The sequence below is a fragment of the Paenibacillus fonticola DSM 21315 genome (genome assembly GCF_000381905.1).
GTDB classification, from domain to species: domain Bacteria; phylum Bacillota; class Bacilli; order Paenibacillales; family Paenibacillaceae; genus Fontibacillus; species Fontibacillus fonticola.
The window spans coordinates 323,208-348,113 of record NZ_KB907246.1; the positions used below are offsets into that span (position 1 = coordinate 323,208).

21 protein-coding genes and 1 other annotated feature are annotated in these 24,906 nt (G+C 50.5%); of the genes, 20 read left to right on the forward strand and 1 reads right to left on the reverse strand.

Features of this window, described 5'->3' with window-relative positions; genetic code table 11:
• Positions 1 to 12: 12 nt before the first annotated feature.
• Positions 13 to 1,791, reverse strand: a complete 1,779-nt coding sequence (locus G358_RS0103070; protein ID WP_019635742.1) for a sensor histidine kinase — start codon at positions 1,789 to 1,791, stop codon at positions 13 to 15.
• Positions 1,792 to 2,039: 248 nt separating this feature from the next.
• On the opposite strand from G358_RS0103070, the gene G358_RS0103075 reads away from it, so the two are divergent.
• The 20 genes from G358_RS0103075 to rpoC all read left to right on the forward strand — a co-directional run bounded on the left by G358_RS0103075 (position 2,040) and on the right by rpoC (position 24,756).
• Entirely contained in the window at positions 2,040 to 3,128 is a 1,089-nt protein-coding gene (locus tag G358_RS0103075) for a PIN/TRAM domain-containing protein (RefSeq protein ID WP_019635743.1), read from the forward strand.
• A 102-nt stretch (positions 3,129 to 3,230) separates the two neighbouring features.
• A complete protein-coding gene (gene ispD / locus G358_RS0103080; protein ID WP_019635744.1) occupies positions 3,231 to 3,953 on the forward strand; it encodes a 2-C-methyl-D-erythritol 4-phosphate cytidylyltransferase in 723 nt (240 codons plus the stop codon).
• Entirely contained in the window at positions 3,950 to 4,438 is a 489-nt protein-coding gene (gene ispF, locus G358_RS0103085) for a 2-C-methyl-D-erythritol 2,4-cyclodiphosphate synthase (RefSeq protein ID WP_019635745.1), read from the forward strand. The genes ispD and ispF overlap by 4 nt, the downstream gene beginning before the upstream one ends.
• Before the next feature lie 48 nt (positions 4,439 to 4,486).
• The gene (gene gltX, locus G358_RS0103090; protein ID WP_026342026.1) at positions 4,487 to 5,950 is read left to right on the forward strand and encodes a glutamate--tRNA ligase; all 1,464 of its coding nucleotides are present in this window, start codon (positions 4,487 to 4,489) and stop codon (positions 5,948 to 5,950) included.
• Between the two features lie 673 nt (positions 5,951 to 6,623).
• Entirely contained in the window at positions 6,624 to 7,289 is a 666-nt protein-coding gene (gene cysE, locus G358_RS0103095; RefSeq protein WP_026342027.1) for a serine O-acetyltransferase, read from the forward strand.
• A gap of 31 nt (positions 7,290 to 7,320) precedes the next feature.
• Positions 7,321 to 8,724 carry a cysteine--tRNA ligase gene (gene cysS / locus G358_RS0103100; protein ID WP_019635748.1) on the forward strand — a complete coding sequence of 468 codons (1,404 nt, stop codon included), beginning with the start codon at positions 7,321 to 7,323 and terminating at the stop codon, positions 8,722 to 8,724.
• A 236-nt stretch (positions 8,725 to 8,960) separates the two neighbouring features.
• Positions 8,961 to 9,350: a Mini-ribonuclease 3 gene (locus tag G358_RS34475; protein ID WP_240479927.1), complete on the forward strand. Its 390-nt coding sequence runs from the start codon at positions 8,961 to 8,963 to the stop codon at positions 9,348 to 9,350.
• 264 nt (positions 9,351 to 9,614) lie between these two features.
• Positions 9,615 to 10,367, forward strand: a complete 753-nt coding sequence (rlmB, locus tag G358_RS0103110) for a 23S rRNA (guanosine(2251)-2'-O)-methyltransferase RlmB (RefSeq protein ID WP_019635750.1) — start codon at positions 9,615 to 9,617, stop codon at positions 10,365 to 10,367.
• A gap of 5 nt (positions 10,368 to 10,372) precedes the next feature.
• Positions 10,373 to 10,894, forward strand: coding sequence for an NYN domain-containing protein (locus tag G358_RS0103115; protein WP_019635751.1), 522 nt, complete (start codon positions 10,373 to 10,375; stop codon positions 10,892 to 10,894).
• A 158-nt stretch (positions 10,895 to 11,052) separates the two neighbouring features.
• Positions 11,053 to 11,706, forward strand: coding sequence for an RNA polymerase sporulation sigma factor SigH (sigH, locus tag G358_RS0103120; protein ID WP_407668607.1), 654 nt, complete (start codon positions 11,053 to 11,055; stop codon positions 11,704 to 11,706).
• A gap of 712 nt (positions 11,707 to 12,418) precedes the next feature.
• Positions 12,419 to 12,568, forward strand: coding sequence for a 50S ribosomal protein L33 (gene rpmG / locus G358_RS32090; RefSeq protein ID WP_071784256.1), 150 nt, complete (start codon positions 12,419 to 12,421; stop codon positions 12,566 to 12,568).
• A 21-nt stretch (positions 12,569 to 12,589) separates the two neighbouring features.
• Positions 12,590 to 12,781: a preprotein translocase subunit SecE gene (gene secE, locus G358_RS0103130; protein WP_019635754.1), complete on the forward strand. Its 192-nt coding sequence runs from the start codon at positions 12,590 to 12,592 to the stop codon at positions 12,779 to 12,781.
• 23 nt (positions 12,782 to 12,804) lie between these two features.
• Complete coding sequence (nusG, locus tag G358_RS0103135; protein ID WP_019635755.1) at positions 12,805 to 13,338, forward strand: transcription termination/antitermination protein NusG; 534 nt, start codon at positions 12,805 to 12,807, stop codon at positions 13,336 to 13,338.
• Between the two features lie 70 nt (positions 13,339 to 13,408).
• Positions 13,409 to 13,834, forward strand: a complete 426-nt coding sequence (gene rplK, locus G358_RS0103140; RefSeq protein WP_019635756.1) for a 50S ribosomal protein L11 — start codon at positions 13,409 to 13,411, stop codon at positions 13,832 to 13,834.
• Between the two features lie 266 nt (positions 13,835 to 14,100).
• Positions 14,101 to 14,793, forward strand: a complete 693-nt coding sequence (rplA, locus tag G358_RS0103145) for a 50S ribosomal protein L1 (RefSeq protein WP_019635757.1) — start codon at positions 14,101 to 14,103, stop codon at positions 14,791 to 14,793.
• An 82-nt stretch (positions 14,794 to 14,875) separates the two neighbouring features.
• Positions 14,876 to 15,029, forward strand: a sequence feature (ribosomal protein L10 leader region).
• Positions 15,030 to 15,160: 131 nt separating this feature from the next.
• Positions 15,161 to 15,670 carry a 50S ribosomal protein L10 gene (rplJ, locus tag G358_RS0103150; RefSeq protein ID WP_019635758.1) on the forward strand — a complete coding sequence of 170 codons (510 nt, stop codon included), beginning with the start codon at positions 15,161 to 15,163 and terminating at the stop codon, positions 15,668 to 15,670.
• 68 nt (positions 15,671 to 15,738) lie between these two features.
• Positions 15,739 to 16,104, forward strand: a complete 366-nt coding sequence (gene rplL / locus G358_RS0103155) for a 50S ribosomal protein L7/L12 (protein ID WP_019635759.1) — start codon at positions 15,739 to 15,741, stop codon at positions 16,102 to 16,104.
• 328 nt (positions 16,105 to 16,432) lie between these two features.
• Positions 16,433 to 17,029 (forward strand): class I SAM-dependent methyltransferase, encoded by a 597-nt coding sequence (locus G358_RS0103160; protein ID WP_019635760.1) that lies wholly within the window; start codon positions 16,433 to 16,435, stop codon positions 17,027 to 17,029.
• A gap of 381 nt (positions 17,030 to 17,410) precedes the next feature.
• Complete coding sequence (gene rpoB, locus G358_RS0103165; RefSeq protein ID WP_019635761.1) at positions 17,411 to 20,956, forward strand: DNA-directed RNA polymerase subunit beta; 3,546 nt, start codon at positions 17,411 to 17,413, stop codon at positions 20,954 to 20,956.
• Positions 20,957 to 21,138: 182 nt separating this feature from the next.
• Positions 21,139 to 24,756, forward strand: a complete 3,618-nt coding sequence (gene rpoC / locus G358_RS0103170; protein WP_019635762.1) for a DNA-directed RNA polymerase subunit beta' — start codon at positions 21,139 to 21,141, stop codon at positions 24,754 to 24,756.
• The last annotated feature ends 150 nt before the right edge of the window (positions 24,757 to 24,906 follow it).

Below are 24,906 nucleotides of genomic sequence, written 5' to 3' on the forward strand. Positions count from 1 at the left end.
ATTTATGTTGAACTACTCCTGTTGGCAGATTATGACTGTCACACAGGTCCCTTTGCCCGGCTCACTTTCATAGGTCAAGCCGCAGCTTGGGCCGTATTGCATGCGCAGCCGCATCTGAACGTTGCGAACGCCGTATCCGACCTGGGAATGCTCTGATTCTGGGTCCTCCAGGCTGGCCGTAATTTCGGCGAGACGCTCAGCAGACATCCCTGCCCCATTATCGATCACCTGGAAGCGGATTTGGCCGCAGTGGAAAGCGCCTGTAACGCGGATTTCCCCTTTGCTGCGCTGCTGCTTCACTCCGTGATAAAGGGCGTTCTCCAGCAGTGGCTGGAGTGTCAGCTTGAGAATTTTATAAGGATACAGTGCAGGATCGACAGCGATTCGATAGTCGAAATCGTCTCCGTACCGCATATGCTGAATGAATAAATAATTTTCGATATGCTCCAGCTCTTCCTTGATCGTAATGATCTCGATGCCCCGGCTGATGCTGGTGCGGTAATAGTTGGACATCGCCTGCACCATCTTGCTCGCATCCCGGGCTAATCCCATGTCGCACAGCTGCCGGATGGAATATAAGGTGTTGTACAGGAAATGGGGTTGAATTTGCGCTTGCAGCACCTTGAATTCGGCGTTTTTGACTTGAATTTGTTTATTTTCCACTTCGACTAGCAAATCTTCGATCCGTAGAATCAAGTTTTGAACTCCCCGGCTTAGCACCCCGATCTCATTTGGCAGTTCTTTATCGAATTGAAGCTTCAAATTGCCATTCCCGATTTTGTTGACGATGCGCGTCAGTTTAATTAACGGCTGAGTTAGAAGCCTGGCCAATATGATCGAGAAGATCATCGCGCAAATCATCATGATGCCCATAGATATGAGGGTGACGTACTTGATCGATTCGATTTTTAGCAGGAGCTCGTTTTTGGGAAACACCGCGGCGATCCGCCATTTGTTAATTTCAATCGTATCGTAGAGGACGATTAATTTGACTCCATCTGCGCTTAACATCTCCTCCACGCCGGCCGGCTCGGAGGACAGCTGGATTTTGCTGATCATGTCGGGCTGGAGTGAATATCTGCTGTCAACAGGCTTGAAGTAAATATCGCTATCCGGACTGATCAGCATCAAGTAACCGCTTTCACTAATTTGCGGACTGGCTAAATAATCATTGAAAAACTGTTCCCTCAGTTCAAACAAAATGAACCCGTCAGGGGTAAGCTCCCGATTTTCGAGGAATTTGTACATGCTGATGAACGTGACCTGTTCAGGATCCGTGTCTTCCCGGCTCGTGTCCGGCTGCTGAAATCCTTTCCACTGCACGATAACCGAGTTTGAATCATAATCGCTGTAAGGAATATAGTCGTAGTCGTAGGTGCTGTAATAGTCATATTTTTTCTGAAAAATAGTTTGCCCATAGTTGAGAGAGACGTATATCGTATCGACGATGGAGTAATAATCTGAATAAATTTTGTTCAGCTTCGTATTAATCGTAAGATAGTCCTCAGGAGTTAGTGTATAGTCCGCGTTCTGAAGCTTTTTGATGAGCATATTTAAATCATAATCTTTGGATAAAATATTGAGTTCGGTAAACAGGGCTGTCAAACGCTCGTTGACAAAATGACTCGTTTGGGAAAGCGTATCGCTGATGCTTGAATAGGCATTTTCTTTCAGCTGGGCTGCAGCCAATTGATAGGATATGAGCCCGGATAGCAAAATGAATGCGGAAATCGTCGGGACAAACAGCCACAAAATCGTCGTTCGCAGCGATCTGAATCGGGGGAATCTCATAGGCTACGTCTCCTTCTGTGCAATGATTATTTTCGATGGATATGTGCTGAACAACGGATAGAGATTCTTTATGTATCAAACAGTTGAATAAGTTATATGACAGAATAGCATGGCGATTTGAATTATGGAATCATTGACTTTTAATTATGAAAAATAATATGAAAAAAGTTCCTCATCCGAAGATTACGCCTCCATAAATTGGATCATACTGGATAAAGAACGTACTTTATTTGGAGGTGAAGAGGGACATGGTCAAAAGATGGCTAACGGTCGTGTCCGCATTGAGCGGAGCGTGGCTCGGCTATACGATGGATGAGCTGACCGGTTTGTTGCCGGAGCCGCTGCGCGCCTGGTTTAGCGGGATGAGCCCTCTGATGTCGCATTTGCTATTGGCGGCAGTCGGGGCTATTTTATGCGTATTCATATTCTCCCTTGTTGCGGATATCGCATCTGCAGCAATCAGGCGGTGGATTGAAACGATTACGGATATACCGATGAATGAAATGATGGCCGGGGCGACCGGGTTAACTGCAGGACTACTTCTTTCTTTAATGGTCAACCCTGTTTTGGCCTTGCTTGGCTCGATGGAGCACTTCGCGCAGTTCGGGATTTCGGCACTTTTAGGCTATATGGGGCTGCGCGTTGGACTTGCTAAGAAGGAGGAACTGTCCTCGTTCTGGAAATCGGGCAAGTGGGGGAATAGCGGAACAGGGGCCGAACGTAAGCTGGAGGAGCATAAAATTCTCGATACGAGCGTCATCATTGACGGACGGATTGCCGATATTTGCAAAACGGGCTTTATCGAGGGCACGATCGTCATTCCCGAATTCGTGCTGGAGGAGCTGCAGCATATTGCGGATTCCTCGGACTTGCTCAAGCGCAACCGGGGCCGCAGGGGACTCGATATTCTGAATAAAATTCAGAAAGAGCTGGATATCAAGGTGATGATCTATGAAGGGGATTTTGAGGAAATATCGGAAGTAGACAGCAAACTGGTCAAACTGGCCAAAGTGCTGGAGGGCAAAGTGGTGACGAACGATTTCAATTTGAACAAGGTGTGCGAACTGCAAGGGGTCTCTGTGCTGAATATCAACGATTTGGCCAATGCTGTTAAACCGGTCGTGCTGCCTGGCGAGGAAATTATGGTCCAGGTCATCAAGGACGGCAAGGAGCATGGGCAAGGCGTGGCCTATTTGGATGACGGAACGATGATCGTCGTCGAAGGGGGCCGGGATTATATCGGTACCATTACCGAGGTGCTCGTCACGAGCGTGCTTCAGACTTCAGCGGGCCGGATGATTTTCGCTAAACCGAAACTGTTGGAAAAAGCCCAGTAAAAACGGTATGATGGGAATATCTGCGCAGCGCTGGCGGGTCTCCTTAAGCGGAGTGACCAGGCCAGATTGCTGGCGCAATTCCAACGGATGAGGCAGGGAAGCATGGTGGCACAAGCGAACAGCGCCGGAGCTGGAGCGATTATCGTAGCGGCCGGGCGCGGTACACGCATGGGTACGAAGGAAAGCAAGCAGTACCTCATGCTGCAGAACAAGCCGATCGTCGTACATACGCTAGAGGTGTTTGACCGCCATCCTCTGATCACCGAGATCGTCCTGGTGACAGGAGAGCAGGATGTGGAGCGGGTCCTGGCGTGGATCGATGAATATGGCATTACAACTCCAATCAAAGTTATTCCGGGCGGCGCCGAGCGTCAGCACTCCGTATACCAAGGGCTGCTTCAAATGAGCTCAGCTTGGGTACTGGTGCATGATGGCGTCCGCCCTTTTGTCACGGAAGAGCAGGTGACCGCCTGCTATGAAGCAGCACGGGCGCATGGAGCGTGCGTGCTGGCGGTTCCAGTGAAGGATACGGTCAAGCAGGTCGATGAGCAGGGCTGGGTGACCGCGACACCCGACAGGCGCAGCCTGTGGGCCATTCAGACGCCGCAGGCTTTCCGCCGCTGTGATCTCTTACAGGCTCATGAGCAGGCCGCGCGGGACGGGTTCGTCGGTACGGACGATTCGATGCTCGTCGAGCGGGCCGGCCTATCGGTTTGCGTCGTGGAAGGCGCATACAGCAACATTAAAATTACGACGCCAGACGATTTGGACTACGCCGAGTTCGTTCGCGCGCAGAAGGAAGCTAGAGGGAGAGGTAACGGATGATTAGAATTGGACAAGGATTTGACGTGCATCAGCTCGTGGAGGGCCGGCCTTGCGTTATCGGCGGGGTAACGATTCCTTTCGAGAAGGGGCTTCTCGGCCATTCCGACGCTGATGTGCTGCTGCACGCCATCACGGATGCGGTGCTTGGAGCGCTCGGGCTCGGGGATATCGGCAGGCATTTCCCCGATACGGATCCGGCCTACAAGGATGCGGACAGCTTGAAGCTGCTGGAGCGGGTATGGGCTATGGCCGTAGAGCGCGGCTACCGCCTTGGAAATCTGGACGCGACGATCATCGCCCAGCGTCCGAAGATGGCACCGTACATCCCGCAAATGGTCGAGGTTATCGCTGGCACGCTGCAGGCGGAGCCGGGGCTCGTGAACGTAAAGGCGAGCACGACGGAGCAGCTCGGCTTCAACGGGCGGGGGGAAGGCATTACCACTTTGTGTGTTGTGTGCCTGACGAAAGATATGCTATCATCTTAAAAACATTTTTGAAGTTTCTGTAATCGTTATTCATTCCAGGAGGGGATTATTATGACGGAGGTTCGCGTACGTTATGCTCCAAGTCCGACGGGGCATTTACATATCGGCAATGCGAGAACGGCGCTGTTCAATTATCTGTTTGCAAAACATCACGGAGGCAAGCTGGTCATCCGCATTGAGGATACCGACGTGAAGCGCAATGTTGCCGGCGGGGAAGAGAACCAGCTGACTTATTTGAAGTGGCTCGGTATCGAATGGGACGAGAGCGTCGACATCGGCGGAGACTACGGCCCGTACCGCCAGACGGAGCGGCTGGATATTTACCGCAAATATTGGGAGGAGCTTCTCGACAAAGGGCTCGCTTACCGCTGCTATTGCACGGAAGAGGAGCTGGAGCAGGAGCGCGAGGAGCAGATGGCCCGCGGAGAGACGCCGCGCTATTCCGGCAAGCACCGGGATTTGACGCCGGAGCAGTGCGCCGCTTACGAAGCCGAGGGACGTCAGGCGAGCATCCGCTTCCGCGTGCCGGAGGGACGCACGTATACGTTTGACGATTTGGTCAAAGGCCAGATCACATTCCAATCCGAGACGAGCGGTGATTTCGTCATCGTCAAGAAGGATGGCATTCCGACCTATAACTTCGCGGTCGTGCTTGACGATCACCTGATGAACATTTCGCACGTGCTTCGCGGCGAAGACCACGTATCCAATACGCCACGCCAGTTAATGATCTATGAAGCGTTCGGCTGGGAACCGCCAGTGTTCGGCCATATGACGCTCATCGTGGGCGAGAACCACAAGAAGCTGAGCAAACGAGACGAATCGGTCATCCAGTTTATCGAGCAGTACGATGATTTGGGGTATTTGCCGGAAGCGATGTTCAATTTCATCACGCTGCTCGGCTGGTCGCCGGAAGGCGAGGAGGAGATTTTCTCGAAGGAAGAGCTGATCTCGATATTCGATGCGAAGCGGCTGTCCCGCAGTCCTGCTGTGTTCGATACGAACAAGCTGGCCCACTTGAACAACCACTACATCAAGAATGCCGACCCTGACCGCATTGCTGCGCTGGCAATTCCGCACCTGCAGAAGGCTTCGCGGCTGCCTGTTGAGCTTGCTCCTGAGCAGGAGGCCTGGGCCAAGGCGCTGGTCGCCCTGTACCAGGAGCAGATGACCGCAGCCTCGGACATCGTCGGGCTGTCGGATTTGTTCTTCCGCACGCATTTAGAGCTTGATGCGGAGGCGGCAGCCGTTCTGTCCGGAGAGCAGGTGCCGGAAGTGCTGAGCGCATTTCTTGCCAAGGTCGAGGCCCTCTCTGATTACACGGCCGAGAACATCGCCGTGCTTATCAAAGAGGTGCAGAAAGAGACTGGGCACAAAGGCAAAAACCTGTTCATGCCGATCCGTGTAGCCCTGACCGGTCAGATGCACGGCCGCGACTTGAACCAGACGATCTATTTGCTCGGCCAAGACCGGACGATCGATCGGCTGAAGGCGCAAATCCGCGGGGCATAACGACAAATCAAATGTTGTCATTTTTGGAGCGTTTCGGGTAATATATAGACATGATGAATGAAATGAAGATTCGATGTCGAATTACTTCTAGGACTACATCGTGATCAAAAGGTGTCTTTTTGAATTAATGTATAGCTTGCAAATGCATAGATCGGGAGAAGTACGACAGACCATTGTATTGTCCAGAGAGGATAACCGAGGAGCCGACAAGCGGCACCGGGGTGGAAGTTATCTCAATACATGCTTCGGAAATGCACCCGGGAGCAGTGAAGTTGAGCGTGCTTTTGGCTTGGCATGACGGCGGTGACCGTATGCGAACGCCTGGCTCGGGTAGACTTTGCCGCGTCGTCCCCGTTAAGGACGCCAAGAGGGATGGAGAACCTGAAGACCGTTCTGCCTGCGGGCAGGCGATGAGTTCAGCTTCCGTCCGAAGCAGAGTGGAACCGCGCGTCAAGCGTCTCTGCAGCGAAAGCTGCAGGGGCGCTTTTTTTTGCAGACATATTTGCAGACATATATGTACGTACAATGCAGGCACTTGTGTAGACAGATACACATGCAAGCCCATATGCAGACACGTATGCAGCATATACAGAGATAGGCACGGGAGTGTTCGTCTCCTCATACACAGATAAAGAGCAGACGAGAGACCGGAAGAGAAAAGAGGGGAAGCATGATGTTCAAAAGGATGAAATCCGATATTCAAGCCGTTTTCGATAACGACCCGGCTGCAAGAAGCTGGTTCGAGGTTATCTTCACCTATTCCGGGCTGCATGCCATTTGGAGCCATCGGATGGCGCATGCTTTCTATCGCCGCCGGTTGTTCACGATCGCCCGGATCATTTCGCAAACCAGCCGCTTTTTTACGGGGATTGAGATTCACCCGGGAGCGCGGATCGGCAATCGGCTATTCATTGACCACGGCATGGGCGTAGTCATTGGGGAAACTTGCGAAATCGGGGATGATGTGGTTATCTATCAAGGAGTTACGCTGGGCGGGAGCGGTAAGGAGAAGGGTAAGCGCCACCCGACCATCGGCAATAACGTTGTCATCGGATCGGGTGCCAAAATTCTCGGTTCCTTTAAAATCGGGGACCAATCGAACATCGGGGCTAATTCCGTCGTCCTGAAGGAGGTACCGTCCGAGAGCACGGTGGTCGGAATTCCCGGCAAAGTGGTACGACTTCGCGGGAAGCCGCTCGACCGGCTTAGCCACCAGCTTCCGGACCCGGTCATCGATTCAATGAAGGCGCTGCAGCACCAGATCGAAGAACTGCAGTCCGAAATTGCCGATCTGAAGGGGAAGGGGCAGCTGCGCCAAGAGCATGTGACATCAGAGTAAACCATATAAAAGTGCTGAAAGGAATGTGGGTATGGGATTGCAAATATACAACACGTTAACTCGTATGAAGGAAGCTTTCGTCAGCCAAATACCGGGCAAGGCAAATGTTTATGTGTGCGGTCCTACTGTTTATGGGTATATTCATATTGGCAACGCGCGTCCGATGATCGTGTTTGACGTGGTCAGAAGCTATTTGGAGAATCAGAATTATGAAGTCAACTATGTAGTCAATTTCACTGATGTAGATGACAAGCTAATCCGGAAAGCCGAGGAGATGGGCACTACGGTGCCGGAAGTTGCAGAAATGTTCATTCAGGCGTATTACGAAGATTTGGACGGACTCAACATACCGCGGGCGACCGCTAATCCGCGCGTGACGGACAGCATGGAGACGATCATTGACTTCATCAAAGATCTGGAGAGCAAGGGGTACGCATACGCCAGCGGCGGGGACGTCTTCTTCCGGACAAAGAAATTTCCCGATTACGGTAAGCTATCCGGTCAGAATCTTTCGGAGCTGCAGTTCGGCATCCGTATTGACGTTGATGAGCGCAAGGAGAATCCCGAGGATTTCGTGCTCTGGAAAGCGGCGAAGCCGGGAGAAATCCACTGGTCGAGCCCATGGGGCGAAGGCAGACCGGGCTGGCATATTGAATGCTCCGCGATGTCTCGCGAGCTGCTTGGCGATACGCTGGATATCCACGGAGGGGGCCAGGATCTTCAATTCCCGCATCACGAATGCGAAATCGCCCAATCCGAGGCTGCAACAGGCAAACCGCTTGCTAAGTATTGGATGCACAATGGATATATTAATATCGATGGCGAGAAAATGTCGAAATCGCTCGGCAACGGCATTCTTGTCAAAGATCTCCGTACCGAATATAAGTGCGAGGCCATTCGATATTTCATGCTGTCCACTCATTATCGCAATCCGCTTAATTTCTCTACTGAAATTATGGCCCAGGCCGAGCGGAGCGTCGAGCGCATTGCGAACGCCGCAGGCAATCTGCGCCACCGGTTGAAGGCTGCAACCGACGGGAGCGGGGAAGTAACTCCGGAATGGGGGGCTAAGCTGCGCGACATCCGAGCCGTTTTCCATGCGAAAATGCAGGACGACTTCAATACCCCGGACGCGATTACAGCGATGTTTGAATGGGTAAATGAGGTCAACTCTTTGCTGCAGCAGCCGATCGTATACCGCGCAGATCTCGAAGCGGCGCAGAAGCTTTTCGATGAAATGAACAGCATCTTGCGCATCGCCAAAGAAGAGGAAGCAGAGCTGCTGGATAATGACATAGAAGCGCTTATCGCCGAGCGGGTTGAAGCGCGCAAAATGAAAAATTGGGCTCGTGCCGACGCAATCCGCGATTTGCTCGATGCGCAAGGAATCTTGCTGGAAGATACACCGCAAGGTATGAGATGGCGGCGGAAATGAGCGGGCCGGATGCGGAAAATGTCGAATTTCAAGCTGCGGCACCATTGAGCAGCGAGCCGTCAGAAAGAAGTAAACAGTCGTCAGAAACGAGCAGCCAGCCGTCGCGAATGAGTGAGCAGCCGTCAGAAAAAAGCGGTCAATCACCGCTAGCAAACGAAGGCTATTCCGGTGTCGACGAGGAAGGGGCAGAAGCGCCCCTCTGGTTCCCGGATAAGCCATCCAAGCCGGCAAGGCTGCTGCCGCCGCTGGCGTTGGCTTATATCGGCGACGCCGTCTTTGAAATTGCGGTGAGGCAGCATGTTATAGCCCGCCCCAACCTTCGTCCGCATCACCTTCATATCCAGTCGACGAAATTTGTCTCGGCGAAGGCGCAGGCCAGAATGCTTGCGCTCATCGAGCCGCAGCTTACGCAGAGTGAACTGGATATCGTGCGGCAGGGGCGCAACGCGAAATCTGGAACGGTGCCGAAAAATGCGAATGTGCTCGATTACCGCCATGCGACGGCTTTTGAGTGTCTGATCGGTTATCTGTATTATGCAGGGGCGCACGATCGCCTCCGGGGGCTCATACTACAGGGGTTTGAACTGCTGGAGCGGGATAATGAAACGAATACAAATGACAGATAGATAAAGAATCGGGATCAAAATCAGTGATCAAGATCAAAGTTCAAGATCAAGAGCAGCTAGATCAAAGAGCTAAACCAAAGAGCTAAATCGGTGGTCAAAACTAGTGGTCAAGATCAGGGATCGAGATCAAAATTTAACAAAGATTAGAGCTCAAAGTATAAAGCATAAAAATAAAAGCTCATAAGCAGGGCGCCCGCTTCACGGTAAGTATATTACAACAAGGGAAAGAGGACGTATCACTTAAAATCCCCGGGAGGCTATCGTATGGATGATCAAGAATGGATCGGCGGGAAGCATTCGCTGTTGGAAGCGATGCGGGCCGGACGAACAATTAATAAAATATGGGTCGCAGAAGGCGCCCAAAAGCATCTGACTCAACCGATTGTGGCAGAGGCCAAAAAAAACGGCATCATCGTGCAGTTTGTCGATAAGCGCAAGCTGGATCAGATGGCGCCAGGCTTGCAGCATCAAGGGGTTGTCGCGCAGGTTGCCCCCTATGCTTATGCCGAAGTGGAAGATCTTCTGCACAGGGCGAAGGAGCGGGGAGAACCGCCTTTTCTGCTCATTTTGGACGAGATTGAGGACCCGCATAATCTCGGTTCGATTCTGCGTACCGCAGAATGCACTGGCGTACACGGTGTGATTATTCCGAAGCGCCGCTCTGCTGCCATTACTGCAACGGTGTCGAAGACGTCGGCAGGCGCCGTGGAATACGTGCCGGTAGCCCGGGTGACCAATTTGGCCCAGACGATGGAGCAGTTGAAGGAAGCCGGAGTGTGGATCGCTGGCACAGATGTCTCTGCGAAACAGGAGATGTATGAGGCTGGTGAAGTGCTTAGCGGTGCGCTGGCCATAGTGATCGGCAACGAGAACAAAGGAATGGGACGGCTCGTGCGGGAGAAATGCGATGTTTTGCTGAAGCTGCCCATGGCGGGAAAACTCAACTCCTTAAACGCTTCGGTCGCGGCGGGGGTTATTATGTACGAAGTGCTGCGTAGACGCCGCGCCGAAGGTTAGTCGGCATGCGCGAAATGCGCGATGTCCTGCTGGTTGACGGCTACAATATGATTGGCGGATGGCCTGAGCTTTCTGCATTGGCTAAACTGGGAATGCAGGAAGCCCGCGACCGTTTACTGGAAAGGCTCGCCAATTATCAAGCGTTTTCCGGAAGGAAAGTGATCGTGGTGTTTGATGCCTATCGCGTGCCCGGTCTGGGAAAATCTTTTAATCAGAGCAAGGTTGAGGTTCATTTTACAAAAGAGAAGGAAACGGCCGATGAATGCATCGAGCGCCTGGTGCGTGAGCTGACGCACCGCCGCAGGAAAATATATGTCGCTACCAGCGATACGGTGGAGCAGCATGTTATATTTGGGCAGGGCGCACTGCGTGTATCTGCGCGTGAGTTGCTGAATCAGGTTGAGGAGAATGAGAGGGAGATTCAATCGAAAATTGCCGAACGCAGCTCCAAATCGAGTCGAAATAGTATCGATGCAAAGCTAAGCCCTGAAGTGCGTATGATGTTTGAACGATGGCGCAGGGAATGAACGGATATTATTTCGTTCTCCTTCCAAATGCCCTTGACAAAGTTCGACTTTACATCTTTTGGTACTTTTGTGGTTGACGCTCATATGCGCCATCATATATACTGATCGTATTACTTGACTGAGTGACGGGGCACCGTGCGTTGCAGCCGGAGGGATTTGTGGTGAGTGTCAATCTCGAGACGTGGGTTAGGTTTGACTATGAGATCCAAAGTGACGAAGACATTGTCGAAGCGGTCCGCGAAGGCGACAGTGAAGCGCTGGAGTACTTGATTAACAAGTACCGAAGCTTTGTGCGCGCGAAGGCCAGATCCTATTTTCTGATTGGTGCTGACCGGGAGGATATTATCCAGGAAGGGATGATAGGCCTATATAAGGCGATCCGGGACTTTCGGGGGGATAAGCTTGCATCGTTTAAGGCATTCGCCGAGTTATGCATCACGCGGCAGATTATTACAGCGATCAAGACGGCAACGCGGCAGAAGCATATTCCGCTGAATTCGTATGTTTCTTTGGACAAGCCGATCTATGATGAAGATTCGGATCGGACGTTGTTGGATGTCATTTGTGGTTCCCAGGTGTGTGATCCGGAAGAATTGATCATTAACCAGGAAGAATTTGTTGGTTTGGAAGATAAAATGTCGGAAATACTTAGCGATTTGGAACGCAAAGTATTAATGCTGTATTTGGATGGACGTTCATATCAGGAAATTGCAGTAGACTTGGATCGTCATGTTAAGTCGATTGATAACGCCCTGCAGCGGGTAAAGCGCAAATTGGAACGATATCTCGAAGTTCGTGACGGGGCAATGTAACTGTTGCGTCAGAGAGGTTAGCCCGATATTTAGGCTGCTTTGCTAAATTGAGAAGTAAGTGCGAAGATAACTAATATATAGTTATCAGATTATTGAGAAACCCGCGTCTTCATTAGACGCAGGGTTTTTCTTTTTGGAATGGAAAGCTTGTGAAAAAGGAACTGCTTCCGTCCTTCCAGGCGTTTTGAGGGGAACCGCCATCATTTTCACATACTGTACGGCTGCTTTCATCTGGAATTTACCTAGGATTAGCGAGTACCCGCTACGCTAGCAAAACCACACAGCATTAGCAGCCCTAGCCGCGCTAGCAAAACCACACAGTATTTAGCAGCTATAGCCGGCTAGCAAAATCACGCAGCATTAGCACCCGCGCAACGCATGCAAGTCCGTGCACCGGCAAATAAAGCGGGCCGAAACGAGTGCGCTTGAGTAAGGTGGAGCCAGTAAACCGGTATGCATCTATTAAACAGTTGAGACAAATTTGGCGGCGGCCCAGGGCGATAAAGGATGAGAAGTGCCAATAAGGGTTTATCTTGGAAAACGTTGTGTTATACTGGTAATAATCAAATACTTGAGAAGCTCTAAGTCTCGTTGACATGGATATGGCCTTATGATAAAGTGTTTTAGGTAGGCCTAAATTTGCGTTTTTCGGATCTTTAGGTTCAATAAGAGACTTCTCAAATTTGATGAAGGTCTTCGGGAGGTGCACATCATGCGGGTAATTATTACGTTAGCTTGTACGAATTGCAAACAAAGAAACTACACAACGACCAAAAACAAGCGTAACCACCCCGACCGCATGGAGATGAAGAAATTTTGCAAGTTTTGTAACGAGCAAGTTCCTCATCGCGAAACCAGATAGTCTTTGGAGGTGTAATCGCGTATGAAACGAAGTTTCAAATCGTTGTTCTCTTATTTCTCTGAAAGCTGGGCTGAGCTTAAAAAAGTTCGCTGGCCTAATCGTAAAGAGCTGACCAATTATACGATGATTGTCCTCGGTACAATTGTAGTAGTCGCGATTTATTTTTGGGTACTTGATATCGGCATCTCCGCTGTGATCGAAGCGATAATTTAAGAAGGGTCCTTAGGTGGCTTGATATGGAGAAAAGATGGTATGTAGTACATACCTATTCTGGGTATGAGAACAAGGTCAAAGCCAATTTGGAGAAACGCGTCGAGTCGATGGGCATGGAAGACAAGATATTCCGTGTTCTTGTTCCTATGGAAGAAGAAGTGGTAAACAAGGACGGTAAGAAGAAGACCGTTATGCGTAAAGTTTACCCCGGCTATGTTTTGGTGGAAATGATCCAGACTGACGATTCTTGGTATGTTGTTCGCAACACGCCAGGGGTGACGGGTTTTGTCGGCTCAACAGGTTCCGGCTCCAAACCAACTGCGCTGCTCCCTGAAGAAGTGGAACAGATTTTGCGGCATATGGGTATGGAAGAGCCGAAGCCGGTAATTGAGTTCGAGGTCAAAGAATCCGTTCGTATCAAAGTTGGTCCATTTGCGAACTTTGTCGGATCGATTGAAGAAATTCTCGTCGACAAAAGCAAGCTCAAGGTTCACGTTAACATGTTTGGACGAGAAACCCCGCTTGAACTGGATTATACTCAAGTGGAGAAGATATAGGTTTCTTAGGGTTTTATGTGGGAGGGGAGAAATTCCCGTCGACCACTATTAGGGCAAGGAGGTGTCTTACATGGCAAAAAAGGTTATCAAAATGGTAAAACTGCAAATTCCTGCAGGTAAAGCGAACCCTGCACCTCCGGTTGGTCCGGCGCTAGGTCAAGCAGGTGTCAACATCATGGCATTCTGTAAAGAATTTAACGCACGTACTGCCGATCAAGCAGGTTTGATTATTCCAGTTGAGATCTCGGTGTTCGAAGACCGTTCTTTCACTTTCATCACCAAGACTCCGCCAGCTGCCGTTCTGCTTCGCGTTGCTGCGAAAGTTGAGAAAGGTTCCGGCGAACCGAATAAGAAAAAAGTAGCTACCGTGAAACGCGACGCAGTTCGTCAAATCGCGGAGCAAAAAATGCAAGACCTGAACGCAGCTACTGTTGAAGCGGCTATGCGTATGGTCGAAGGTACTGCCCGCAGTATGGGGATTGCTATCCAGGACTAATTCTTGGGCGTATGAGCAATGGGCTGCATGACACCTATGAGAAAACTTGACGGAGCAGCTGAAGTTATGTGAATCGGACTAAAGAGGCGATCGGCCTGTCTGGCCTATCTTGTCTATAGTTTTCGATTTCGCGGATGAAAGTATATTGCGAACTGCAAGTATACATTTTCATCATCTGGATGGAGTTTTATAATGCTTATGCATATCTAAAATTTCATCTTCAGTGGGAGGAATTTCCGCTAACACCACAAAGGAGGACGATTTTCATGGCTAAACACGGTAAAAAATACCTTGAAGCCGCTAAGCTGATTGACAGCGAAGCAACCTATGAGCCTGCAGAAGCCGTTGAACTGGTGAAAAAGGCTGCAAGTGCTAAATTTGACGAAACTGTTGAAGTAGCAGTTCGTTTGGGTGTAGACCCTCGTAAACAAGACCAAGCCGTTCGCGGTATTGTTGTCCTGCCTCACGGCACGGGTAAAACGCAGCGTGTATTGGTATTCGCCAAAGGTGAGAAAGCGAAAGAAGCGGAAGCGGCTGGAGCGGACTTCGTTGGCGATCAAGACATGATCAACAAAATTCAACAAGGATGGTTCGACTTCGACGTTTGCGTAGCGACACCAGACATGATGAGTGAAGTTGGTAAATTGGGACGCTTGCTCGGTGGTAAAGGCCTTATGCCTAACCCTAAAGCCGGCACAGTTACGTTTGACGTAGCTAAAGCGGTTCAAGAGATTAAAGCGGGTAAAATCGAATACCGTTTGGATAGAGCGGGTCAAATTCATGCGCCGATCGGCAAAGTATCCTTCAGCGCCGAGCAATTGAACGAGAACCTTCAGGCTCTCATTGAAGCGTTGAACCGTGCTAAACCGGCTTCAGCCAAAGGTGTTTACTTGAAGAACGTCGCCGTATCCTCGACGATGGGACCAAGTGCTCGCGTAGATGCAACTTCATTCAAATAATACCTTTCGCATTTAGCGGAAAAGGGTTTGACATATGCTCAGCCCCTTGGTATACTGAACAAGTTGTTTCTGAGTAATGAACTAAATTTGAATATGCTTACCGTAGACAGTAGGTGCCCCGTAAGGCTTAATTTCCTACCGAGGTGTTATGATAGAACGTCAACATGCTGCAGGCATACTGTAGCTGATGATTCATCTGGCCTTCGTAAATCTACGGAGGCTTTTTTAATGAACAGATTGCGGTTGGGGTGACACTCTGACTGTGCGTTCTTTAAAAGTCTTTCTAGGCGAGGTTTCGCTTCAGAGGGGGACGTAAGGTCGAAAGTTGACTGGCTCGTTCCAGCATATCTATCAGGAGGTGTACAGTTTGGCAAATGCAAAAGTGATTCAAGCAAAGCAGGAAGCCGTTGACGTGGTGACAGCTAAGCTTCGCGAAAGCGCAACGACTGTTGTTGCTGACTACCGCGGACTTAACGTTACTCAAGTTACGGAACTGCGTAAACAGCTTCGTGAAGCTGGCGTAGAATTCCAAGTACTGAAAAATACGCTCGTTCGCCGCGCAACTGCGGCTGCGGAACTTAGTGAACTGGACGAAGTATTGACTGGTCCTACAGCAATCGCGTTCAGTGCTGACGATGCAGTAGCTCCGGCTAAAATCATCAGCGATTTCGCAAAGAAGAACGAAGCGCTTAAAGTAAAAGGTGGCGTGGTTGAAGGCCGTGTAGTCGGCGTCGACCAAATCAAAGAGCTCGCAGATCTGCCATCCCGCGAAGGTCTCCTTTCTATGCTTCTCAGCGTGCTTCAAGCTCCAGTCCGCAACTTCGCGCTGGCAGTCAAAGCCGTTGCAGAGAAAGAAGAAGGCAACGCAAGCGCGTAAGTTTGCTTTTCATGCAGTAGTTAATCAATGAATTTAACTCTTATCAATTATAAAATGGAGGTTCTACCATGAGTAAAGAAACAATTTTAGAAGCGATTAAAGGTATGTCTGTTCTTGAGCTTAACGACTTGGTTAAAGCAATCGAAGAAGAGTTTGGTGTAACTGCAGCAGCTCCTGTTGTTGTTGCTGGCGGTGGCGGCGGTGCTGCTGAAGCGGCTGAGCAATCCGAATTTGACGTTGTTTTGACTAGCGCTGGCGCATCCAAAATCAACGTTATCAAAGTTGTTCGCGAGATCACAGGTCTTGGCCTGAAAGAAGCCAAAGAACTCGTAGACAACGCTCCAAAACCAATCAAAGAAAAAGTAGGCAAAGAAGAAGCAGAAGCAGTAAAAGCAAAATTGGAAGAAGCAGGCGCAGCTGTAGAATTGAAATAATTCGCCTATCTTCTGTGACAACCCCCTTGAACTTGGTTCAAGGGGGTTGTTTTCAGAAACTCCGGGTTTTAGCAGCTTCTATATCAATGTAAACATGCATTCATACTTGCAAGGATCGAGCTTTTAAGCGATGGGCGGCAAATAAGACACCGCTGCGGCGGTGTCTGAATGTGTATTGCGGTCAGCTAATTGAGGAAGAATGAATGTATAAATTCGTTTATTATTTATATGGATTTGAAAAGGGCAATCTATACGTCGTTGCTTGGGCTGAGTTTGCCTGAACTTAGGCGAGCCAGCAAAACGGCAGCGCATTTGGAGGTGAGCGGAGATGTCAAATCACTACTACACTAGCGAGCCTGCTGCAGCCCATGATCGAAAGGAATGGGAGGCAACTTTGCGTGGACTAACTTTTCGCTTCATCAGCGACGCAGGGGTGTTTGCGAAGGGCGGAGTTGACTATGGCAGCCGGGTATTAATCGATGCGATGGATATCCCAGACGATGCGCAAGTGCTGGATGTAGGGTGCGGCTATGGCCCGATTGGACTTACCGCGGCCAAACTTGCAAAAAACGGGCATGTGACGATGATTGATGTAAATCGGCGCGCCGTACAATTGGCACAGGAGAATGCTAATCACAATAAAGTGCCCAATGTCACTATACTGGAAAGTGATTTGTTTGCGGCTGTAGGAGAACAGCAATTTGATGTGATTTTGACCAATCCTCCTATTCGGGCCGGCAAGGAGACGGTGCACGCTATTTTTGAAGGGGCTTATACAAGACTTGTCGATGGCGGTACATTATGGGTTGTCATTCAGAAAAAACAAGGGGCGCCGTCAGCCAGGCAGAAGCTGGAATCTTTGTTCCCGCTTGTGGAGGAAGTGACGAAGGATAAAGGTTACCGCATATATAAAGCGACGAAATAGACAACGTTTTACAACGATCGCAGCCTCAACTAAAATTAAAAGGTTGACTTGGAAAAGTGGTTGTGATATTATTATAAAATGTCAGTATTAGGATGCCCTCTGTGACTTTAGTTTGCTGAAATGTCAAGAGTTTTACGTGCCAATGAATAAAATCACGCTGTTTAACGTATAATGTGTACATTTTAGGCAAATCTACTGAATACGGGGACATCAGGCAGAAACGACACGGATAATGGTGCTCTTTTTTCGAAAGCATTCGATAAGGGCTTTTCTTTATTTGTGCAGCACGAGTTAATCCGTCTTGAACCTATTATATAGGTGCAAACACGGGTTCGCAATGTATTTTTTTTAAAGTGAGTAGACATGAGGGGTGAGTATAAGTTGGCAGGACATCTTGTTCAATATGGTCGACGCACTCGGCGAAGTTATGCACGAATTAACGAGGTACTCGAAGTTCCGAACCTGATCGAAATCCAACAGAAATCCTACGATTGGTTCTTGGAAGAAGGTCTTCGGGAGATGTTCCAGGACATTTCGCCGATTCAGGATTTTACTGGGAACTTGGTGTTGGAATTTATCGATTACAGCCTTGGTGAACCGAAGTACACCGTTGACGATGCGAAAGAACGTGACGTGACGTATGCGGCTCCGCTTCGGGTCAAAGTCCGGCTGATTAACAAAGAAACCGGCGAAGTCAAAGAGCAGGAAGTGTTTATGGGAGATTTCCCGCTGATGACGGAAACCGGCACCTTTATTATTAATGGTGCGGAACGGGTTATTGTCAGCCAGTTGGTTCGCTCTCCTAGCGTCTATTTCAGTACAAAAATCGATAAGAACGGCAAGAAAACTTATACCGCTACAGTTATTCCAAACCGCGGTGCATGGCTGGAGCTTGAGATGGATGCGAAGGATATTATCTATGTCCGGATCGACCGTACTCGGAAAATTCCAGTAACCGTCTTGCTTCGCGCACTTGGCTTCGGCACAGATGCTGAGATTTTGGATCTGCTGGGTAATGACGAATATATCCGCAACACCTTGGACAAAGACAACACCGATTCCACGGAGAAGGCTCTGATAGAAATCTATGAGCGCCTGCGTCCGGGTGAACCGCCAACGCTCGACAATGCCAAGAGCTTGCTGGTCGCTCGGTTCTTTGACCCGAAACGCTATGACCTGGCCAATGTCGGCCGTTATAAAATCAATAAGAAGCTTCATATCAAGAACCGTTTGTTCAATCAGCGTCTCGCGGAGAGTCTGATCGACACGAATACGGGTGAAATTATCGCTGAAGCCGGTCAAATGGTTGACCGCCGTCTTTTGGACGAGATCCTTCCGTACCTGGAGGAGAGCGTAGGCTTCAAAAACTACCACGTAGCCAACGGCGTGCTTGATGCGAACGATGTACCTCTTCAGACGGTTGATATTTTCTCACCGATCGAAGACGGCAAAGTCGTTAAAGTTATCGCCAATCGCAATATCGACAAATCGGTCAAGCATATTACACCTGCTGACATCATTTCGTCGATCAGCTACTTCCTGAACCTGCTGCACGGCATCGGCAGCACGGATGATATCGACCACCTCGGCAACCGTCGTCTCCGTTCGGTCGGCGAGCTTCTGCAGAACCAGTTCCGCATCGGATTGTCCCGCATGGAACGCGTCGTCCGTGAAAGAATGTCGATTCAAGATGCGAATGTCATTACGCCGCAGGCGCTTATTAATATTCGTCCGGTAATCGCATCGATTAAAGAGTTCTTCGGAAGCTCCCAGCTGTCCCAGTTTATGGACCAGACGAACCCGCTCGCAGAGTTGACGCACAAACGCCGTCTGTCTGCGCTTGGACCTGGTGGTTTGACGCGTGAGCGCGCAGGCTTCGAAGTTCGTGACGTTCACCACAGTCACTACGGCCGGATGTGTCCGATTGAGACGCCGGAAGGACCGAACATCGGTCTTATCAACTCCTTGTCAACGTTCGCCCGCATTAACGAGTATGGCTTCATCGAAGCACCGTATCGCTGGGTCGATCCGAAGTCCAGTAAAGTAACCGATCAAATTGCTTACTTGACGGCGGACGAGGAAGATAACTATATCATTGCGCAAGCGAACGCGATTCTGAACGAAGATAATACGTTCCAGGATGAGAACGTCATTGTTCGTTACAATAAGCAGTCAGATAACATCCTGACGATGCCGAGCGACCGTGTGGACTACATGGACGTATCGCCGAAGCAGGTTGTATCCGTAGCGACTGCACTGATTCCGTTCCTGGAGAACGATGACTCCAACCGTGCGCTGATGGGCTCAAACATGCAGCGGCAGGCTGTTCCGCTTCTAATCCCTAAAGCTCCTCTAGTAGGAACGGGTATGGAGCATAAGGCTGCCAAAGATTCCGGTGTATGTATTGTGTCCAAATACGACGGAATTATCGAACGTTCCGCAGCGAATGAAATTTGGCTGCGCCGTGTCGAGGAAGTGGACGGCAAGGAAGTTCGCGGCGACCTTGTTAAATATAAATTACACAAATTTATGCGTTCGAACCAAGGAACTTGCATCAATCAGCGTCCGATCGTTAAGCGCGGGGATGTCATCAAGAAGGGTGATATTCTGGCTGACGGGCCATCGACAGAGATGGGCGAATTGGCGCTGGGCCGCAACGTCGTCGTTGCCTTCATGACTTGGGAAGGCTACAACTACGAGGATGCAATCTTGCTTAGCGAGAAACTGGTGAAGGAAGATGTGTACACATCCATTCACATTGAAGAATACGAGTCCGAAGCCCGCGACACGAAGCTGGGACCTGAGGAAATCACCCGCGATATTCCGAACGTAGGGGAAGAAGCATTGCGCAATCTGGATGAGCGCGGAATTATCCGCGTAGGTGCAGAAATTAGCGCTGGCGACATCCTGGTCGGTAAAGTGACGCCGAAGGGCGTTACGGAGCTGACGGCGGAGGAACGCTTGCTGCATGCGATCTTCGGTGAGAAGGCGCGCGAAGTTCGCGATACCTCCTTGCGCGTTCCTCACGGAACCGACGGAATCGTCGTGGACGTGAAAGTGTTTACCCGTGAGAACGGTGACGAATTGCCGCCGGGTGTAAATCAGCTCGTTCGCGTTTACATCGCCCAGAAACGTAAAATCTCCGAAGGCGATAAAATGGCCGGACGCCACGGTAACAAAGGTGTCGTAGCCCGTATTTTGCCTGAAGAAGATATGCCGTTCATGCCGGATGGCACACCGGTTCAAGTCGTTTTGAACCCGCTGGGCGTTCCTTCGCGGATGAACATCGGTCAGGTGCTGGAAATCCATCTTGGCATGGCTGCACTGCACCTCGGCATTCACGTTGCTACTCCTGTATTTGACGGCGCGAATGAATACGACGTGTTCGATACGATGGAAGAAGCCGGCATGCAGCGCAACGGTAAGACCGTGCTCTATGATGGCCGGACCGGAGAAAGATTTGAACGTGAAGTAACCGTCGGCGTCATGCATATGATCAAGCTGGCGCACATGGTTGACGATAAAATTCATGCTCGTTCTACGGGTCCTTACTCACTTGTTACACAGCAGCCACTCGGCGGTAAAGCCCAGTTCGGTGGTCAGCGGTTCGGGGAGATGGAAGTGTGGGCGCTTGAAGCTTATGGCGCAGCATACACGCTTCAGGAAATCCTCACCGTCAAATCCGATGACGTCGTCGGTCGGGTGAAAACCTATGAATCGATCGTCAAAGGTGAGAACGTACCGGAGCCTGGCGTACCAGAGTCGTTCAAGGTCTTGATCAAAGAGCTTCAAAGTTTAGGTATGGACGTCAAAATCCTCACCGAGAACGAAGAAGAGATCGAGATGAAGGAAATCGACGATGAAGAGGACGCGGCTGGAGATAAACTGAGCCTGAACCTGGAAGGCGCGGAAGTCGGCGTAGAATAACACTGGCGGAGAACCGCCGGGTGATAATGATAACCGCAGCGGAAGCTGCCTGCCTGGATGATCGGCCTACCTTTGGGAGGCCGATATTTCCCTAGACAGATAGATCAAAGGGGCAATCCGTTACCCTGCATTTGATCTATGTAGAATGCTAAAATCAGGACTTGGTTAAGGAGGGATGCTCCTTGTTGGACGTCAACAACTTCGAGTTTATGAAAATTGGGCTTGCTTCCCCAGATAAAATTCGTTCTTGGTCCCGCGGAGAAGTGAAGAAACCGGAAACGATTAACTACCGTACGCTGAAACCGGAAAAAGAAGGGCTGTTCTGTGAAAAAATCTTCGGCCCGACGAAGGACTGGGAATGTCATTGCGGTAAGTATAAGCGTGTCCGTTATAAAGGCGTCGTCTGCGATCGCTGTGGCGTTGAGGTGACGAGAGCCAAAGTTCGCCGTGAGCGTATGGGGCACATTGAACTGGCTGCTCCGGTATCCCATATTTGGTATTTCAAAGGGATTCCGAGCCGTATGGGTCTGGCGCTCGATATGTCGCCGCGTTCGTTGGAAGAGATTATTTACTTTGCATCTTATGTCGTTACCGATCCGGGCGAAACTCCGCTGGAGAAGAAACAGCTTCTGTCCGAGAAGGAATACCGCAGCTATCGTGAGAAGTACGGCTATGGATTCCAAGCCGGCATGGGCGCCGAGGCGGTTAAGAAGCTGCTGCAGGATCTCGACATCGATAAAGAGCTGGACTTCTTGAAAGAAGAGCTGCGCACTGCTCAAGGGCAGCGCCGTAACCGGGCGATTAAGCGTCTGGAAGTCATCGAGGCATTCCGCAATTCCGGCAATGAGCCGGAGTGGATGATTCTCGATGTGCTGCCGGTTATTCCGCCGGAACTTCGTCCGATGGTACAGCTCGATGGCGGCCGTTTTGCGACATCCGACCTGAATGATCTGTACCGTCGCGTAATTAACCGCAACAACCGTCTGAAGCGTCTGCTTGACCTTGGCGCCCCGGATATCATCGTACAGAACGAGAAGCGGATGCTGCAAGAAGCAGTAGATGCTTTGATTGACAACGGCCGTCGCGGCCGTCCGGTCACAGGACCTGGTAACCGTCCGCTGAAATCCCTCAGCCATATGCTGAAAGGGAAGCAAGGACGCTTCCGTCAGAACCTGCTCGGTAAACGGGTTGACTATTCCGGTCGTTCCGTTATTGTCGTAGGTCCTTACTTGAAAATGTACCAATGCGGCCTGCCGAAGGAAATGGCACTGGAGCTGTTCAAGCCGTTCGTGATGAAGGAACTGGTCAATAAAGGCCTGGCTCATAACATCAAGAGCGCCAAACGTAAAGTTGAGCGCGTCAGTCCGGAAGTATGGGATGTGCTTGAAGAAGTAATTAGAGAGCATCCGGTTCTGCTTAACCGTGCGCCTACGCTTCACCGTTTGGGAATTCAGGCGTTCGAACCGATTTTGGTCGAAGGCCGCGCAATTCGTTTGCATCCGCTCGTATGTACCGCTTATAATGCGGACTTTGACGGTGACCAAATGGCGGTGCACGTACCGCTGAGCGCAGAAGCTCAAGCGGAAGCCCGGATTCTGATGCTTGCTTCCGGGAACATCCTGAACCCGAAAGACGGTAAACCGGTTGTTACGCCATCACAGGATATGGTTCTCGGCTCCTACTATCTGACGATGGACGATAAGGAAGCCAAGGGAACGGGGATGATTCTTGGCACCACTCATGAAGCGGTGTCCGCATATCAGCGGGGCTCGGTATCGCTGCATGCTCGCGTAGCTATCCCTGCTAAGGCCCTCGGCAAGGAAGGATTTACCGAGGAACAGCAAAACGCACTGCTCGTAACGACGATCGGCCGGATTATTTTTAACGAAATTTTCCCAGCCAGCTTTCCGTACATTAACGAGCCTTCGCGCAAGAACCTGTTCCAAGGAACGCCGGATCATTACTTTATTTATGATAAGGGCGTTGACGTTACTAAGCACATTTTGGAAGTGCCGCATACCGGAGGAATCGGTAAAGAGTACCTCGGGGAAATTATCGGCCGCTGTTTCGAAATTTATCATACGACGGAAACGTCGGTTATTCTGGATAAAATCAAACAAACGGGCTTCACCTATTCTACTCGTGCAGGCGTCAGCATCGCCGTATCCGACGTTGTCGTTCCGGATGCAAAGCAGGAAATTTTGCGCGAGTCGGAGGAGAAGGTTCGCGTCGTCACGAATCAGTACCGCCGCGGTCTGATTACGAACGAAGAGCGTTATGACCGCGTTATCGATATTTGGTCCAAATCGAAGGATCAAATTACCGACGTGCTCATGAAATCGATGGACCGCTTCAACTCGATCATGCTCATGGTAGATTCCAAGGCCCGGGGTAACAAATCGCAGATCACGCAGCTTGGCGGTATGCGGGGGCTGATGGCCAACCCGTCTGGACGGATCATCGAGCTTCCGATTAAGTCCAACTTCCGCGAGGGCCTCACCGTTCTCGAGTACTTCCTGTCGACGCACGGTGCCCGTAAAGGTCTGGCGGATACCGCGCTGCGGACCGCGGACTCCGGTTACTTGACCCGTCGTCTCGTTGACGTAGCGCAAGACGTTATCGTCCGCGAGGAAGACTGCGGTACGGACAAAGGCTTCACCGTCGGCGTCATTCAGGACGGCAAAGAGGTCATCGAGGATCTGTACGACCGTATTGAAGGACGTTATTCCTTCGAGACGATCAAGCATCCTCAGACGGGCGAGGTTATCGTTCACCGCAATGAGCTGATCGATTCTGATAAAGCGCATGAAGTCGTGAACGCCGGTATTGGGAAACTGCAAATCCGCTCCGTGCTGAGCTGCCGCGCGCGCCATGGCGTATGTAAGAAGTGCTACGGCCGCAACCTGGCAACAGGCAAGCACGTAGAGATCGGTGAAGCGGTCGGCATCATCGCTGCGCAATCGATCGGTGAGCCGGGGACCCAGCTTACGATGCGTACGTTCCACACTGGGGGCGTTGCGGGTGACGATATTACCCAAGGTTTGCCGCGTATTCAGGAGCTGTTCGAGGCGCGTAACCCGAAAGGGCAAGCCACGATCAGTGAAATCGACGGCGTAATCAAGGAAATCCGCGAAGCCAAAGACCGCCGCGAAATCGAGGTCCAAGGCGAAGCCGAAACGAAAGTCTACTCTGTAACCTACGGATCCCGCCTGCGCATCAGCGAAGGCCAGGAAATTGAAGCGGGCGACGAACTGACGGATGGTTCCATCGACCCGAAAGAAATTTTACGCATTAAAGGGATTCGCGGCGTGCAGAACTATATTTTGCAGGAAGTTCAGCGCGTATATCGTAACCAGGGCGTTGAAATCAACGACAAGCACATCGAGGTTATGATTAAGCAGATGCTTCGCAAAATCCGGATTGTGGATGCAGGTGATACACCGCTTCTGCCAGGAGCCTTCGTCGATCTTTATGAATATGAAATGGCGAATAAGGATGCCATCTTGTCCGGCAAAGAGCCGGCAGTTGCCAAGCCTGTCCTGCTCGGAATTACGAAAGCGTCGCTTGAAACGGATTCTTTCCTGTCGGCCGCTTCCTTCCAGGAAACGACCCGGGTGCTTACCGATGCGGCGATCAAGGGCAAAGTTGACAAACTGCTCGGCCTGAAAGAGAACGTCATAATCGGTAAATTGATTCCTGCCGGTACAGGCATGAACCGTTACCGCAGCGTACAGTTTGAAGAGCCGGAAAACGCAGGATTGAGCGAGGAAAGTCTCGAGCAGCCGGTCTCTGTTGAATAAATAAGTAATATGGACGGTGCGCCGAGAGGTATTCCTTTCTTATCGGACGCACCGCTCTTTTTTTAAAAAAAAAGGACGAAATATTGTTCTTCATAAATAGCTTGACATCGTCTATACCAAAGTGCTACTATATCAAAGTGCGTGAGTACG